Origin of the sequence: Photorhabdus asymbiotica, from assembly GCF_003634575.1 — a bacterium.
Classification (GTDB): domain Bacteria; phylum Pseudomonadota; class Gammaproteobacteria; order Enterobacterales; family Enterobacteriaceae; genus Photorhabdus; species Photorhabdus asymbiotica.
Map to the genome: position 1 here is coordinate 705,666 of NZ_RBLJ01000001.1, position 16,194 is coordinate 721,859.

At 39.0% G+C, this 16,194-nt stretch carries 16 protein-coding genes, 1 tRNA gene and 1 pseudogene; 10 read left to right on the forward strand and 8 right to left on the reverse strand.

The genetic code is table 11. The features are described from left to right. Positions 1 to 27 precede the first annotated feature (27 nt). Positions 28 to 732 (forward strand): phosphatase PAP2 family protein, encoded by a 705-nt coding sequence (locus BDD30_RS03050; protein ID WP_015833815.1) that lies wholly within the window; start codon positions 28 to 30, stop codon positions 730 to 732. 359 nt (positions 733 to 1,091) lie between these two features. Further along, complete coding sequence (gene mepS / locus BDD30_RS03055) at positions 1,092 to 1,682, forward strand: bifunctional murein DD-endopeptidase/murein LD-carboxypeptidase (protein WP_015833814.1); 591 nt, start codon at positions 1,092 to 1,094, stop codon at positions 1,680 to 1,682. Between the two features lie 83 nt (positions 1,683 to 1,765). Here mepS and BDD30_RS03060 read toward each other — a convergent pair whose 3' ends face one another. The 4 genes from BDD30_RS03060 to BDD30_RS24590 form a co-directional block, all read right to left on the reverse strand. Next, positions 1,766 to 2,110, reverse strand: a complete 345-nt coding sequence (locus BDD30_RS03060) for a YejG family protein (RefSeq protein ID WP_015833813.1) — start codon at positions 2,108 to 2,110, stop codon at positions 1,766 to 1,768. Positions 2,111 to 3,041: 931 nt separating this feature from the next. Continuing rightward, complete coding sequence (locus tag BDD30_RS03065; RefSeq protein WP_015833811.1) at positions 3,042 to 4,229, reverse strand: Bcr/CflA family multidrug efflux MFS transporter; 1,188 nt, start codon at positions 4,227 to 4,229, stop codon at positions 3,042 to 3,044. A 43-nt stretch (positions 4,230 to 4,272) separates the two neighbouring features. Continuing rightward, a complete protein-coding gene (gene rsuA / locus BDD30_RS03070; RefSeq protein ID WP_015833810.1) occupies positions 4,273 to 4,974 on the reverse strand; it encodes a 16S rRNA pseudouridine(516) synthase RsuA in 702 nt (233 codons plus the stop codon). A 17-nt stretch (positions 4,975 to 4,991) separates the two neighbouring features. After that, positions 4,992 to 5,120 carry a hypothetical protein gene (locus BDD30_RS24590; protein ID WP_015833809.1) on the reverse strand — a complete coding sequence of 43 codons (129 nt, stop codon included), beginning with the start codon at positions 5,118 to 5,120 and terminating at the stop codon, positions 4,992 to 4,994. 254 nt (positions 5,121 to 5,374) lie between these two features. Here BDD30_RS24590 and radD point away from each other — a divergent pair, with 254 nt between their 5' ends. Next, entirely contained in the window at positions 5,375 to 7,132 is a 1,758-nt protein-coding gene (gene radD, locus BDD30_RS03080) for a DNA repair helicase RadD (RefSeq protein WP_015833808.1), read from the forward strand. Between the two features lie 156 nt (positions 7,133 to 7,288). Next, positions 7,289 to 7,573 (forward strand): 50S ribosomal protein L25, encoded by a 285-nt coding sequence (rplY, locus tag BDD30_RS03085; protein WP_015833807.1) that lies wholly within the window; start codon positions 7,289 to 7,291, stop codon positions 7,571 to 7,573. A 71-nt stretch (positions 7,574 to 7,644) separates the two neighbouring features. Here the strand turns inward: rplY and yejK are convergent, their stop codons facing one another. Next, positions 7,645 to 8,649, reverse strand: a complete 1,005-nt coding sequence (gene yejK / locus BDD30_RS03090) for a nucleoid-associated protein YejK (RefSeq protein WP_015833806.1) — start codon at positions 8,647 to 8,649, stop codon at positions 7,645 to 7,647. Positions 8,650 to 8,921: 272 nt separating this feature from the next. Here yejK and BDD30_RS03095 point away from each other — a divergent pair, with 272 nt between their 5' ends. From BDD30_RS03095 to BDD30_RS03120, 6 genes and pseudogenes are all read left to right on the forward strand, one after another. Further along, complete coding sequence (locus tag BDD30_RS03095; RefSeq protein ID WP_015833805.1) at positions 8,922 to 9,149, forward strand: YejL family protein; 228 nt, start codon at positions 8,922 to 8,924, stop codon at positions 9,147 to 9,149. Between the two features lie 32 nt (positions 9,150 to 9,181). After that, positions 9,182 to 10,921, forward strand: a complete 1,740-nt coding sequence (gene yejM, locus BDD30_RS03100; RefSeq protein WP_015833804.1) for an LPS biosynthesis-modulating metalloenzyme YejM — start codon at positions 9,182 to 9,184, stop codon at positions 10,919 to 10,921. A 75-nt stretch (positions 10,922 to 10,996) separates the two neighbouring features. Further along, positions 10,997 to 11,073 (forward strand) — tRNA-Pro (locus BDD30_RS03105). 203 nt (positions 11,074 to 11,276) lie between these two features. Beyond that, positions 11,277 to 11,525 carry a hypothetical protein gene (locus tag BDD30_RS03110; RefSeq protein WP_041381757.1) on the forward strand — a complete coding sequence of 83 codons (249 nt, stop codon included), beginning with the start codon at positions 11,277 to 11,279 and terminating at the stop codon, positions 11,523 to 11,525. An 83-nt stretch (positions 11,526 to 11,608) separates the two neighbouring features. Further along, on the forward strand, positions 11,609 to 12,394 hold the full coding sequence (locus tag BDD30_RS03115) for a glycosyltransferase family 25 protein (protein ID WP_015833803.1): 786 nt from the start codon (positions 11,609 to 11,611) through the stop codon (positions 12,392 to 12,394). A gap of 160 nt (positions 12,395 to 12,554) precedes the next feature. After that, a pseudogene (locus tag BDD30_RS03120) lies at positions 12,555 to 13,522 on the forward strand (IS30 family transposase). Here the strand turns inward: BDD30_RS03120 and BDD30_RS03125 are convergent. The 3 genes from BDD30_RS03125 to BDD30_RS03135 form a co-directional block, all read right to left on the reverse strand. Beyond that, positions 13,488 to 14,444 (reverse strand): tail fiber protein, encoded by a 957-nt coding sequence (locus BDD30_RS03125; RefSeq protein ID WP_015833800.1) that lies wholly within the window; start codon positions 14,442 to 14,444, stop codon positions 13,488 to 13,490. The pseudogene BDD30_RS03120 and the gene BDD30_RS03125 overlap by 35 nt on opposite strands. Positions 14,445 to 15,104: 660 nt before the next feature. Continuing rightward, positions 15,105 to 15,176 (reverse strand): tail fiber assembly protein, encoded by a 72-nt coding sequence (locus BDD30_RS24940; protein ID WP_071823782.1) that lies wholly within the window; start codon positions 15,174 to 15,176, stop codon positions 15,105 to 15,107. A 34-nt stretch (positions 15,177 to 15,210) separates the two neighbouring features. Then, positions 15,211 to 16,092: a tail fiber protein gene (locus tag BDD30_RS03135; protein WP_015833799.1), complete on the reverse strand. Its 882-nt coding sequence runs from the start codon at positions 16,090 to 16,092 to the stop codon at positions 15,211 to 15,213. Positions 16,093 to 16,194 lie beyond the last annotated feature (102 nt).

The following is a 16,194-nucleotide window of genomic DNA, read 5'->3' on the forward strand; positions in this document are numbered from 1 at the left end:
TTTTACTTTTAACAAAATAGGTATCCCATGACACGCAGTCACCCGTTTGCCATATTTACACTGAACCTATTGGGGGTCGCTTTATTTCTTTCATGGTATTTACCAGAGCATCATGGTTTTTGGTTCAAAATCGACTCGGCAGTCTTCTATTTTTTTAACGAAAAGTTAATACCTGGTTCAAAATTCACAGAATTTGTGGCATTTGTGAATATCAGAGCTTTTGATGCAATTTCACTTTTTTGTATGGGATTGCTTTATTACAGCGCATTTCGTAAGCAGAATTACCATGGAAAGCGCAGGCTATTCATGATTGGACTGGTCATGCTGATAAGCGCAGTTACACTTAATCAAATCGGCCATCAGCTCCCAGTCATTCGCCCAAGCCCGACATTAACATTTGATAATGTCAATCGTATTAGTGAAATGACCAAGCTAATGACAAAAGATGCCTCTGGCAATAGCTTTCCAGGCGATCATGGATTAATGCTACTAATTTTTAGCTGTTTTATCCTGCGCTATATTTCAGGTAAAGCGTTCTCCATTGCATTACTTATCGTAGTCATATTTTCATTGCCCCGTATTATGGCGGGAGCTCATTGGTTTACTGATATTACAGTCGGTTCTTTGTCTCTGGTTCTGATTGGAACAAGCTGGTTATTGTTAACACCATTAAGTGACATAATGGTTAACTGGTTAGATAAACATCTACCGCAAATTGGTCGTCCGGTTTAAAACCTTTCTCATTCAGTTCCTTTTTTCTGAATAATATTGGGAAGATATTCAACCTTCCCAATTGCTCATAAGATCCACATAAACAACATAAATTAACAACATTCCTATTCCTTCGCGCTCAGTAATCTAATTTTTTGTAAATTATGCTACTAAATACTCGCCTTTTCCTGATTGTTTCGGTACTCTCGGTTTTGAATGACATTTATTGTGAATATCATTATAAAACGTGGCATCCAGCGCGTTTTTACACCAAACGCATTTTACTTAATTGTTTTTTCTAACACCAGGCTTCGAAGCGTTTGATATTTTTCAATAATAGCGACCAACTAAGGTAAGGATAGCAAGGGAAAACAAAAATAATGGTCAAGTCTCAACCGGCACTGAGATACACTACACGGCTGATACCCGTGCTGTTCGTGGCGATGACTTTATCCGCGTGCAGCTCACCAGATTCTTCAAAGTTTCGTAATGCACAAACTGACACTCATGCAGTAAATGGTAAGAACGGTTTCTTACTGCAAGCGTCTCAGGATGAATTCGAAGCGCTGGTTCGCAATCTGGATATAAAATCTAAAATTCTTAGTCAATACAATGGCTGGAAAGGTGTTGCCTATCGACTTGGTGGTAATACTAAACGCGGTATAGATTGCTCTGCCTTTGTTCAACGTACTTTCCGTGACCAATTTGGCATGGAACTGCCCCGTTCAACATCTGAACAGCAAAACATTGGTAGAAAAATCGACCGCTCGAAATTACGTCCTGGTGATTTGGTTCTATTTAAGACTGGTGCCCGCACAAGACATATTGGCATCTATGTCGGCAATGACCAATTTGTTCACGCCTCCACCAGCAACGGTGTGATTGTTTCCAAGCTAAGCAGCACATACTGGAGTAAACGTTATTATGGTGGTCGCCGGGTCATCAGTAGTAGCATGATGCCTAACGGTTAAAAACATTTTTTCCCTTGCATACAAAAAAGCGCTTCCAACAAAGGAAGCGCCTTTCTTCTCTAATCTATTTAATCTGTTTATAGTCAGAATGGATAAAGCGCTGTTATCTTTTCAGCAATTGCTGCACCAAGAGTCTTCAAACGGCACATAACAGCACTTTCATCTTCACTATCAACAAACAAGCATGGTTGGCCTTCCCATTCAATCACAGTGCTTTCAATTTGCATATCAGCGAGTGATTGCTGTAATTTCTGCATAACATTCCACGCAGCCGCATCTTCGTGGCTGAGTAGTTTCAACCCCATCAGGCTACTTTTTACATTTACTTCATCAACCGGAAGTGGTTCAACTTTGATACCCACAAGGCCGGGTGACCATCTGTAACTTTGCGGTAGTCGATGTACCACCGAAAGCTGAATATTATTCACGAATTATTCCTACCTGAAAGAACATAAATAAATAAAGTTAAAGTTAGCGACTATCTTCAGGTGTTCTACTCGCCAAAACCGAATAACTAACCCCCAAAAGGTAAACAAAAAGTTAAATTTGTGTTTATAGTATTACATTAATTTCAAACTTCACCTTAGAAAAAATGCGATCAATCTCGCATTTTGCATATATTTATACTTTTTTTAAGGAAAACTCAACTTTTTTTTATGCAAAAAAATAACTTGATGTTTAATAATTATTTACATATTTTATTTTTTCAACTCATGCCCTTAACATAAAAATCAAGCAAGAACTATAAAAATAAATGAATAACAATGTGTTCTATAAAGGAAAAACTAATCATAACCTAATGATAACGTGCTTCAATATTTTTTAGTTAACATAAATTTAACACCAAATTCATAATTATTGTCAATGAATTGCCAACCATTTATTATCATAAGCTGATAATTCGGAATTTCCTTACATTGAGAGATCAGTCCTTAGCACAATCAACAAAAACAAGGAAATCAGAAAACCGCTCACTCAATTCCAAAATAGCCACTGATATTCAAGCCTCCCAACAATTCCCTCAATAATATTATGGTTTTTAATGATAACTTTAGTGATGCAGAAAATGCTTTTAACGTTAAATAGCTAATACCATTTCATGATCTAATGTCAGACTTCAGAATAACATATCATGACAAAATGCATTGATATTATTGATAAATTCAACAAAAATCAGATTATCTCCGATCTCGTTAATCAGGAATACATAGATAAAGTCAAACGTGGATATTGGAATAAAATTACTTCTCAATAATCTCACATAAAATCATAACCAAACAACACCGTCAAAAGTACCTGTAATTTACAGTAATCTTGTCTAACCAGGAAAAAGGCTGCACATAACGCAGCCTTATATTTTTATTTAAGACCTTTTCTCGCATGGGTAATAAGTAACATAGCTGAAATAACACATAAGACCATAGAACCCACCATTGGCCAAGCATTGTATGCAGGTAACATAGCAAGTAATGCTCCAACCAAGGCACTAATCCCAAAACGAACGGTACCTGCCAATGAAGATACCGTTCCGGCCATATGTGGGTAATCATCTAAAACCACCGCCATGGCATTGGATGTAATCATAGAAATACCACATATATAAGCTGCAACACCGATGACTAGAGCAGTAAAGCCAAAATCGAGTATGGTAGACAATAACAACCAAATCCCCATCACACATTGCACACTCAAACCAAAATACATCATTTTCAACGCCCCAAAGCGCCGTACATAGCAACTATTTATCGTTGTCATCACAAACATAAATACGATATTAAGCGCAAAGTAATAACCAAAGTTCTGAGGGGAAACGCCATTTAACTCAATATAAACAAATGGCCCAGCACTGAGAAAAGCAAACATTCCCGCAAACGAAAAACCACTGGCAAGCATGTAACAAAACACGCGACGCTGGCGGAATAACATAATAAACTGACGTATAGTTGTGCGAAGGTGAAATTTTTGTCTTTTTTCTTTCGGCAAAGTCTCTTTTATAAAGAAAGCAACAAGAAATACAGCAATCACAGAGGTAATCGCAATGCTCCAGAAAATAGCATGCCATGTAAACCAAATCATCATCATTCCCCCAAGAATCGGGGCAATTAATGGCGCAATAGTCATCACCAATACCACGAAAGACATACTACGTGAGAATTCATCTTTCGTGAACAGATCTCGCATTAACGCATTAATAACAACACCCGCGGCAGCGGCAGAAAACCCATGCAAAAAGCGCAGATAAATAAAATCATCGATATTCTGAACCATTGCGCATGCAGATGAAGCTAGAGCAAATACAGCAACTCCCCCCAGAATAACTGGCTTACGCCCCAAACTATCAGCCATTGGGCCATATACCATCTGACCGATAGCAAAACCAAGAATATAACTGCTCAGCGTCATCTGAACCTGTCCATTATCCACACCGAAATCCTTGGCAATGGTCGGCAAACTTGGTAAATACATATCAATGGCAAGAGGCATTAACATAGAAAGCAGCCCAAGGATTAAAATCAACCCAAAATAGGATAAGCGTTTTTGTTGCACGCGTATTGCTCCAATAATTTAAAATAATTAACTAAAACTAAGCTTAAGGAACAGTAATACTGGCAACTTCTTGCTCAGTTAACGGTCGGTATTCCCCAGGTTCTAGAGCAGGATCTAAGATAATTTCACCAATTCGTTCACGATGAAGTTCTATCACCCGGTTTCCTACTGCTGCAAACATACGTTTTACCTGATGATAACGCCCTTCACTGATCGTCAGGCGGGTTACTTGCGGTTCCAGCATTTCCAGTTGGGCAGGTTTTGTCAGTGTTTTCTCACCATGAAGTTGAACACCTGCAAGAAATTTATCTGCCGTCTCTGCTGCAACCGGACATTCAAGCGTTACTAGATAGGTTTTTTTACAATGATGTTTGGGGGAAGTAATACGATGAGACCATTGACCATCATCAGTCAACAAGACCAGACCTGTGGTATCCATATCCAGCCTACCAGCAGTGTGTAATTTATGTGCTGCCGGCTCATCAATAAAATAGAGGACCGTTGGGTTCACAGGATCATCCGTGGAACAGACATACCCTGATGGTTTATTCAGCATAAAATAACGGGGTCCTTGCTGCTGTTCCAGCAATGAACCATCAAACATGATTTGTTGTTCTGGAGTTATTTTATAAGCTCCGGTTTTTATAATCTCATCATCAACAGTAATACGCCCCGCGCGTAACTCACGCCCCACTTCATTCCGGCTGATACCAAGCTGTTGTGACAGAAATTTATCCAATCGCATGGATGAAGACACCTGTATTAAATTAATTCAAAAATAAATATGACTCTACTATCTTGGCACCACAACGCAGAGCCACCAAAAAAGAAGATATACCTGTTATCTTTCAAGTTGCCTCTTTGTTGGCTGCACTCACGCACCCCAGTCACATAGTTATCTATGCTCCTGGGGATGCGTTCACTTGCCGCCGCGCTGTAACTCGAAATCTATTGGGTATAAAAGTAAATTTAAATCATTTTCATACTAATCATAACTATGTTTACTATAAACAACAATTATCTATTTGTTATAACTGATTATCGTTTCAATCAATTAGATAATTATCTTACCTCACATCTATCCACAGTAAACTGATCGGAAAAATGTTACCCTCTTAGGCGTGTTTTTCTGTTACAGAGCAAATATGACTTTTACTTTACGTCCTTACCAGCAAGAAGCTGTGGATGCGACTATCAATCACTTCCGGCATCATCATGAACCCGCGGTCATAGTGCTACCAACCGGAGCAGGTAAAAGCCTGGTTATTGCTGAACTGGCAAAATTGGCCCGTGGGAGAGTATTAGTACTGGCTCATGTCAAAGAGTTGGTCGCACAGAACCACAGCAAATATTGCGCTTATGGATTACAAGCAGATATTTTTTCCGCCGGATTACAACAGAAGCAAAGCTCAGGAAAAGTCGTATTTGGCGGCGTGCAATCTGTCGCCCGCAATCTTGAACATTTCAATAATCAATTCTCCTTACTGATAATCGATGAATGCCATCGTATCAGTGATGATGAAAACAGTCAGTACCAGCAAATTATTTACCACCTTCGACAACATAATCCACAACTACGTATTCTTGGATTAACCGCAACACCTTACAGACTGGCTATTGGCTGGATATATCAATATCACTATCGCGGCATGATCCGTGGTGATGAAAATAGTTTTTTCCGTGATTGCATATACGAATTACCCCTACGTTATATGATTAAACATGGTTTCCTGGTGCCTCCACAACGACTGGATATGCCAGTGATGCAATATGATTTCAGTCAGATCCGCGCTAGTCAGCAAGGTATTTTTAATGAAACTGATTTAAATCGCGAAATCAAACGACAAAAACGCATCACACCTCATATTATCAGACAAGTCATTGAATATTCGGCTGACCGTAAAGGGATTATGCTTTTTGCTGCAACTGTCGAACATGCCAAAGAGATTTTTCAATTACTCCCTTCCGGACAAGCTGCCTTAGTCAGTGCCGATACATTAACCGCCGATCGTGATCTATTTATCGAAGCCTTTAAAGCTCAACAATTGCGTTACATGGTTAACGTTGCCGTATTGACCACCGGATTTGATGCACCTCATGTCGATTTGATAGCAATTCTACGTCCTACTGAATCCGTCAGCCTGTATCAACAGATTATTGGCCGAGGTCTGAGATTATTCCCAGGCAAAAAAGATTGCCTTATTCTCGATTATGCAGGGAATCCCCACGATCTCTACACACCGGAAGTCGGTAACCATAAACCAGATAAACAGAGCCAGCCAGTTCAGGTATTCTGCCCTATCTGCAACTTTGCCAATATGTTCTGGGGAAAATGCGCCTCCGACGGTGAAATTATTGAGCATTTTGGACGCCGTTGTCAGGGCTGGGAAGAAGATCAACACGGCAAACGCCACCAATGCAACTTCCGTTTTCGCTTTAAACTATGTCCCCATTGTGGCGCTGAAAATGATATTGCGGCACGGCGTTGTCATAGTTGCCAAGAGGTACTGGTTGATCCTGACGATATGCTGAAAGCAGCATTGAAACTCAAAGATGCGCTGGTACTACGTTGTGGTGGTATGCAACTTACCCCAGGAACTGATAGTAAAGGAGAATGGCTAAAAATCACCTACTATGATGAAGATGGCGCTGACGTTTCCGAACGCTTTCGACTGACAACCCCAGCCCAACGGCTGGCCTTTCAACATCAATTTCTCCGCTATCATCAACGTGCTCCCGCTGTACCTTTTAACTGGAAAACAGCCTCAGACATTGTTCAGAAACAGCCTTTACTACACCATCCAGACTTCGTTATCGCCCGTAAAAAAGGCCAATTCTGGCAGATCCGGGAAAAGATCTTTGACTATCAAGGACGTTTCCGACGAGCAGATCAATTATATTAATATGTCCAAATGGACGTATTCCATTTGCTGTAACTACCATTTTTCGCTAGAATGCCGCCCGTTTAACACTACGTTAAGCCAAATCTCGAACCTGCTGCTGGGTCGCCTGTAGCAGGATTTATTTTCTTATTTTATTATGTGAGAAAGAGAAAAATAATGTTTACTATTAATGCAGAAGTACGTAAAGAGCAGGGTAAGGGTGCGAGCCGCCGCCTGCGCAGAGCTAACAAGTTCCCAGCTATCGTATATGGTGGCAAACAAGAACCTGTTTCTATTGAACTGGATCACGACCAAGTTATCAATATGGAACACAAAGCAGAATTTTATAGCGAAATTCTGACTCTGGTTATTGATGGTAAAGAAACTAAAGTTAAAGTGCAGGCTGTACAGCGCCATCCATTTAAGCCAAAACTGGCGCACATTGACTTCCTGCGTGCTTAATTAGCCACAGTCGAGCTTTTCGGGACGCCGAGTAAATAACGCCGCATTTGCGGCGTTATTTATTTCTAATATCAGTGTCCCCCACTACGACGCTGTAATTGATCACGTAAATTAGGTGGAGTCCCTTTAATTGTTAAAGTATCCGTTACCGGGTCCCAAAAAATTCTTTCACCAAATAGCATAGCATCAAAATTAATTGTCAATCCGCCACCACTGCCGGCAAATTTAGTCAACTGACGTAATGTACTACGATCTGCCGGGAAACTCTCTTCCAGTTCATATCCCTGTTCTTGAGAAAATTGTTGGAAACTCTGTTCGCCAACTGTAGGTAATTCCTGGGATAATTCCTTGATCTCAATTTCTTCTCCCGCCTGCAACTGCTCATTGCAATAACTGTATACCTGCTGGCGATATGCCTGACGCTCATTTTTATCCAGCTGTCCAGATTCACAATAATCATCAACTGCCTGTAATAAGCCTTTATTTTGTACCTTAGCATTCATACCTTCACTGGCAGCAAGAAAGTCCATAAAAAAATCTGAAACTTTGCGCCCTACTCGCCCCTTCAGGAATGTTAAATAACGGCTTGATTCAGGATTGGTTTCCCACTCAGTCAAATCTACACGTGCAACAATATCAGCATGAGGAATATCTAGATAATGAGTGGTATTCAAATCTAAATTATCGTTAACCGACATACTGTTACAGCTATTAAGCACAGCAATCAATAAATACTCTACCGCCAAATAGCGATACTGACAAAATAAGACCGTCCCACCCTCAGCAAACGGATATTTAGCCAGTTCATCCCTCAAACGTGCGGTTGCTGCACGACTGAATCCAAGAAAATCTTCATCACCCTTGCGCTGATGTCTGAGAGCTTCTGCTAATTCACTCTCTTCATTAAATAAGCCATAAGCTTTGCTTTTTGCGCTGTATACACGGTGTAATTCAGCCATCATATCTTCCACCACTTGATCGGTGGCGAGCAAAGAATCACGCAGCACAACATCTAACGTCTGTTCATCACGCTTGATTAGTTGATGCAAAGCAATCTGGTCTATTTGCAGACTCATTCTTTCCACTCCTTACTCTGCTTACTTCATTCGCTTTTAACGGCGTATTCAAACACTGATAACAAGCTGCTGCAATAAAAAAACTGGGGAAAAATCGCGTTTCACCCTGTATTATCCGCTACTATTTACCGACAACGACCCAAAAATGGCTAAAGGCGTCCTAATTATTGCAACATAATATTAACTATGAATTAATTTGCTATAAAAGGGCAGAAAATCACTCACCTATACGGTAAGATAGTGTGCTTTGTTAGTTCAGGAAGTTTAAATTTATGCCACAGTCATCTCGTTACAGTGACGAACACGTCGAACGTTTATTAACAGAATTAGTCAGTGTTCTGGAAAAAAACCATACGCCGACAGACCTTTCTCTGATGGTACTGGGCAATATGGTAACAAATTTAATCAATACGAGTGTGTCCCCTGCACAACGCAGACATATAGCCGACTCGTTTGCACACGCGCTTAAAGCTTCAGTAAACGAAGATAAAGCCCATTAATTTTAACTAAAGACCAAAACGTAAACAAAATTATGGTGACTAGCCGTCAGCGTTATCGAGAAAAAGTTTCCCAGATGATTAGCTGGGGGCATTGGTTTGCCTTGTTTAATATCCTGCTCAGCCTTGGATTAGGCAGCCGTTACCTATTTATTTCTGACTGGCCGGGCTCACTGTTCGGCCGAGTCTATGCTTTGATTAGTTGGCTTGGGCACTTTAGTTTTATTGTTTTCGCTGCTTATCTGCTCATTCTGTTTCCGCTGACATTTATTGTCATGTCACAGCGCCTGCTAAGATTTCTTTCGGCTATTTTCGCCACAGCTGGGTTGACACTGTTGATATTCGACAGCGCGGTGTACAACCGTTTCCACCTTCACCTTACACCTTTAGTTTGGGATCTGGTGATCAATCCAGATCAGGGGGAATTGGCACGGGAATGGCAACTGATGTTTATCTGTATCCCAGTCATTTTTTTGATACAGATGTTATTTGGCACCTGGAGTTGGCAGAAACTACGTAGCCTGAATCGGCAACGGTTTGGTAAGCCATTGGCGGCAGTTTTCATATCTGCCTTTTTAGCTTCCCATCTAATGTATATCTGGTCTGACGCTAATTTTTACCGCCCAATAACCATGCAACGCTCTAACCTACCGCTCTCTTATCCAATGACAGCGCGTAAATTTCTTGAAAAACATGGCCTGCTGGATCAAAAAGAATATCAGCGCCGCCTTATGCAACAGGGTGATCCTGCTGCTTTATCTGTTGAATATCCACTGAATAAGCTGACTTATCAGGATCAAGGAAGCGGATACAACCTATTAATACTCGTTGTTGACGGGCTGGATAATAAAGATATCACCGAGAATATGCCCGCTCTTTCTCGTTTTAAAGAAACCAGCATCCAGTTCAATCAACATTTCAGTACTGGTATTCAAAATGATACCGCCCTGTTCGGATTATTCTACGGTATTTCTTCCGGCTATCTGGATGGAATACTTGCTGGGCGTAAATCATCAGCGCTGCTCAATGCACTGACTCATCAAGGGTATCAATTTGGGTTATTCTCTTCAGAAGGGTTTAAAACTCCGCTTTATCGTCAAGCATTGCTTTCCGACTATTCATTACCTATTGGTGTCAACCAAAGCAACCAACTCACGGTAGAACAGTGGCAACAATGGCTGAATTTACCCAATACCGGCAGCCCATGGTTTTCTTTACTGAAGATGAATGGATTGGATAAAGCTGCTGAGACAGCTGACAAATCAACGCTGGATAACCAAATTCACGCTGTATTAGAAACACTGAAAAGCAAAAACGCTCTGAATAACACGGTAATTATCATTACCGCTGACCATAGCGAAATCACAGCTACCCATCCACATAAGTGGATAAATAATGACAGATTCAATCGTGTTCAAATGCATGTTCCTTTGCTTATTCACTGGCCAGACACACCACCACAAACAATCGATAAACTGACTGGCCATCAGGATATCATGACAACATTAATGCAACGCCTATTGCATGTCAGCAATTCTCCTGATGACTATTCTCAGGGTGAAGACCTGTTTGCAGCACAACGTAATAATCCATGGATTATTACTGGCGATAATGGTTCTCTAATCATTATCACCAATGAAAACACCCTGTTTCTGGATAAAAACGGAAACTATTACCTGTATGACCTCGAAGGCAACGAAGTCAAAGATGCTAAACCCAATCTGGCACAGCTGTTACAGATACTAACAGAGGTTAAACATTTTATAGCTAATTAAATGCTTAAAAATCAATCGGTCACGAAATTCAATACTTGCTTTTAGAGAAAAAATCAGTACTATAATACAAATTATCGGCATGTAGCGCAGCTTGGTAGCGCACCGTCATGGGGTGTCGGGGGTCGGAGGTTCAAATCCTCTCATGCCGACCAAATTTCCCTAGAAAAACCAACCTGTTAAGGTTGGTTTTTTTATGTCTAGAATTTGCGCGGGGTAAAATAGGGGTAAAACTACGACAAATTGTCCCTCAAAATCTCCCTTTCTTTAGCGCATAAAATTACCCTTTTCTCCTTGCTATCCTATCCATTACCTTATATAAATTACTGTATAAGAACACAGTTAAATAGGTAATACCATGATTAAACTCGAAATAAATAATGCTGAATATATTGCTCAGTCAGAAGAGGCTCGTTTATCTGCAGATAACCCTTATGGCTATCTGTTTATGGATATTATCTTTTCAGATCCAAAGTTTGATGAGAATGCGTTTGAAATGAAGGATGTTAGACGGGAACCAATGAGGACGTATATGACTGAGGATGCAGCTAAAGAGTTACTAAAGCAGTTCAGTGAACATTACAATCGTAGGAATACGTGCATATAACATTATTGTATCATTACATCCATTGCTATCACTACTATATTAAAATAAAATAAATATATTAATAATATAAATGGAAAAATATCATGAATAATTTTGTTATAAGTTTATCCCAAAACAACGAAAAACGTAGAAATCACATCGTAGAACAGTTTTCAAAAAAATCAATACCTTTTGAATTTTTCGATGCTATTGATAAAACAAAAATACATATTGCCAATGATTTGGGGGTTTCTTTTGATAACCCTAATCTTTCATTAGGTGAAAAAGGATGTATATTAAGCCATGTAATGTTGTGGAAAAAAGTAATTGATGAAAACTTACCAATGGCAACTATTTTTGAAGATGATATATATCTTTCAAAAGAAGCTGAAAATTACTTAAAAAATTATGACTGGATTAATCCTGACTGGCACGTTATTAAAATTGAGCGTGCTGATGAAAAAGTAAAAACAGCAATATCACCAGTTAAAACATTTAATAAGCATGAAGGAATATTCAAGTTAAGAGGGGAACACCTCGGTGCAGGAGGATATATAATCACTAATAAAGGTGCAAAATATCTGTTTGAAAAAATAACATCATCACCATTTAAAGATCCTATTGATTATGAAATCTTTAACAATTTCATCTATGATAAAAATTACTTTATTTGCCAATTCATTCCTGCTTTATGCATGCAAGACTACACCATAAATAAATGCCATGATAAATTTCCAAGTTCACTAGAAAATGAACGTATTCATAAAGAAAAAATAATTACAAAAAATAGTAGCAATAAACTGATTAGAGAAATGTCTAGAGTAAAAAAACAACTTATTAATCTTGTATTAAAAAAACAAAAAGAAAGGAAACTACCATTCAATATGTAATAACTTTATAGGCCTACATTAATAGGGCTATAACATCAAATCAATATCCAATAGCTATATAACTAAAATTCAAAAGGCGGATTCGACTGATAAGTGCAATTTTTCAGAAAGGCGGTCAGTTGCTATAGTAAGCATCTTTCTCGCCAAAGGAAAATGCACTATGACCTATACACAACTGACCGAAACAGAAAGATACCCGATTTCCAGTTTAAAAAAAGCGGGTTTTTCACAGCGTTTCATTGCTGAGTCACTTGAGCGAAGTCCGTCGACCATCAGCAGAGAATTGAAGAGAAATCAGGAAGCCCTGACATACTGCCCAGAACAAGCTCATTTGAAGGGATTGTCTCGTCGTCATTTTGCTAAAAAAGCCGTAAAAATAACGCCGGAAGTAAAAAAATGGATAAAACGGTTAATTTGGAAAGATTTAAGTCCTGAACAGGTGGCTGATTATTTGAAGCAACATAAAGGGATATTTTTGCATCATGAGACGATTTACAGGCTGATTTATCAAGATAAAATAGAAGGGGGTGATTTATGGCAACATCTGCGAATTGCCCAAAAACCCTATCGTAAACGCTATGGTCGCTATGAAAAAAGAGGCAAAATTAAAAATCGGGTCAGCATTGATGATCGCCCGGAATTTGTTGATAAAAAAGAACGTATTGGTGACTGGGAAGGTGATACGATAATGGGGAAAGAGAAAAAAGTGTCTTATTAACCCTGGTTGACCGTAAAACGCTGTATACAATTATTGTTAAACTGGATAGCAAGCGGGCATCAGAAGTGACGAAAGCGGCGGTGAAAGTATTATATCCGTTAAAACAAAGAGTTAAAACCATCACCTTCGATAACGGTTTGGAGTTCGCAGATCATGAAACCATAAGTAAAAAATTAGAAACTGAAATTTATTTTGCCCATCCTTACTCGCCTTGGGAGAGAGGGATCAATGAGAATATCAATGGGTTAATCAGACAATACTTTCCAAAGGGAACTGATTTTAATAAAGTCTCTGATCAGGAAATAAACTTTGTGGTAAACCGATTAAATCATCGTCCCCGAAAAACACGGGGTGGGAAAACCCCGAATGAATTATTTAAGGGTATACGAACATGTTTACTTCCAGATTAACGATGTTGCACTTATTATGTGAATCTACCTTACCTGTAATATTTTGCATCGTGTCTATTTGTGTCGATAATATAGAGCGATTCGTATCAACTCCACGACTACTATCCCAACCACGGATAAACTCACCGCGCAAATCGGGTAATACGCCTGATGAATATGCTGCCACTAATTGCGGAAATTTCGACTTATCAAAGGCCGCACCGTTACATTGCAGCCATCCAGTTGGCGGTATGGCAGTTGGCCAGGGAATAGGAACACCTACAGGAATATTATTGACTGTATTAATCAAATCATTAACTTCTGCCTTGGTATATGCACCTACATTACCAGCTGGGATATTAATATTTGCCGTACCATCAAAGGCAACTCCGGCAATCGTTCTGGCTGTAGCCAATTTGTTAGCTGCTATAACAGCGCCATCAGAAGGCAATGCCCCTACATCCACTGCACTCAGATTAATATCTGTACTTAATTCTTTCCCATTCACCTTCCGGGTATTAGGTACTCTATTATTAAGATCTTCACGCAATGAATTTATTATTTCCTGAACCAGCTTTTGTGTAACCGCCAATGTGTCGCTATTACCAATCACATTTGTAAGCTGAACAACGCCTTTTTGGGTTAACGAGGCATCGGGAACTTTTGTTGTAGTTTTTTGTTCTAAAGCTCTATTTAATTGTGCGGTGAGTTTAGCTATATCCCCATCATCGAGAACATCCTCGCCAGATTGTGTCGCAATAAAATCAGCCAAGACAGATGATATGGTTGATGATTGACGTAGTACCTTATTTAACACATGAGTGGTAACATTATCTGGAGGAAATCCTGTTTTTAAACTTTGTTCTTCTTCATATCTTCCCTGACTCACCACATTAGCATTATTACCAATAGAAAAAGCCTTAAAATCATTCTTTGTACTCATATATCTTCCTTAAATTAAATGATATTATAATCAATATATTGAATTATTGTAAAAATAATTTCTAATTCACACCAATCAAAGTCTAGTTCAGAAAAATAATAATGCGATGTTCTTATTGCTTATAAGGTTAATTGTTTTTGTATAATTAGCAGCAATAAATAGCTTAATATTTTAGAGTCAAAAATATAACTCCAATTTTATATTTAGCATCTTAGCCCTAACATCTAAGCGGCAACATTCAGTGATATCACACAGCTTTACGGTTTGGATGTTTAATGCAGATTTTGTACTATTTATATTTACAGTCATGACATATCTGAGGTCGAAAATTAAAATCCTTTTATGCCGACAAAATTTCTATGGAAAAAACCAACTATGTAGAGTTGGTTTTTTATGTCTGGTGTTTAGATCTGTTAAAAATCCGATTTAAAACCTGGCATTTACTGCCATTAATAAATCATCTCCCCTCATCTAAAAATATAAAATTATACCCGTCATCTTTCAAGTTGCCTCTTTGTTGGCTGCACTCACTCACCCCGGTCACATAGTTAGCTATGCTCCCGGGGATTCGCTCTCTGGCCGTCGCGATGCATCTTGAAATCCATAGGGTATATCTAATTAACTAGAATGAAGCTGGTTTTATTATCCAAGTACCCTTACCTATTCAATATCGGGAACCTGTGAAGTATCTACACCAGTGAGTAATACCCGATATTTCTTCCATCCCAACACAACCGGGTCATATTCTAAAGAGTATTTTTAGCCATTATGCAGCCCTTACTATGTAATTAAATGCGATGTTTCGTGGTCTTGATACGCCGATAAAACTGTAACCCGCTGACCAGTCTGTCTGAGTTCCATAATGTACCGCTTTTACCGAAATATTTTTATTTTGGGGAATATCCCACTGCAATTTTGAAAGCTCATTGCGTGAAAAAGCAATAATAAAATTATTCGCCCGATCAACATTCTGTACTAAATAAGCCCCTTCCTGCCACGACAATATTGGACGAAATGGATCAACATTTCGACCACTGTCCCAACCTCGGATAAATTCGCCCCTTAGATCAGGCAATTTACCGTCAGGATAAGCTTCTGCTAACTTTGGGTACTGTAATTTATTGAAAAATGCCCCGTTACAAACGAGATGATCTGTAGGCGGATAGGGCAATGGCCACGGAATAGGAGAACCGACAGGAACCTCACTGACTGTTTTAATCCGATTATCTATCTCTTCGAGGGTATATTCACGTAATGAATTTACTATTTCTTGAACAAGTTTTTGTGTCACTGCCAATGTATCACTATTACCGATCGCATCTGTAAGCTGGACAACACCTTTTTGTGTTAATGAAGCACTGGGAATATCTGTTGCAATTTTTTGTTCTAACGCTTTATTTAATTGAGCCGTGATTTTAGCTATATTCCCATCATCAAGAACATCATTACCCGATCGTGTTGCGATAAAATCAGCTACAACCGACGATATTGTTGACGATTGGCGTAATACCTTATTTAATACATGAGTAGAAATACTCTCTGGTGTAAATCCAGTTTGCAAACTCTGATCTTCTTCATATTCTTCTTGACTGACTATATTCGCATTATCACTAATAGAAAAAGCTTTAAAATCATTTTGGGGATTCATATAATTTCCTTAAATTAAATAATACCATTTCATAATTAGTCTATTTGAATTATTGTAAAAATAATCCCATCTGCAACTCATGCCAATCAAAGTATAGTTCAT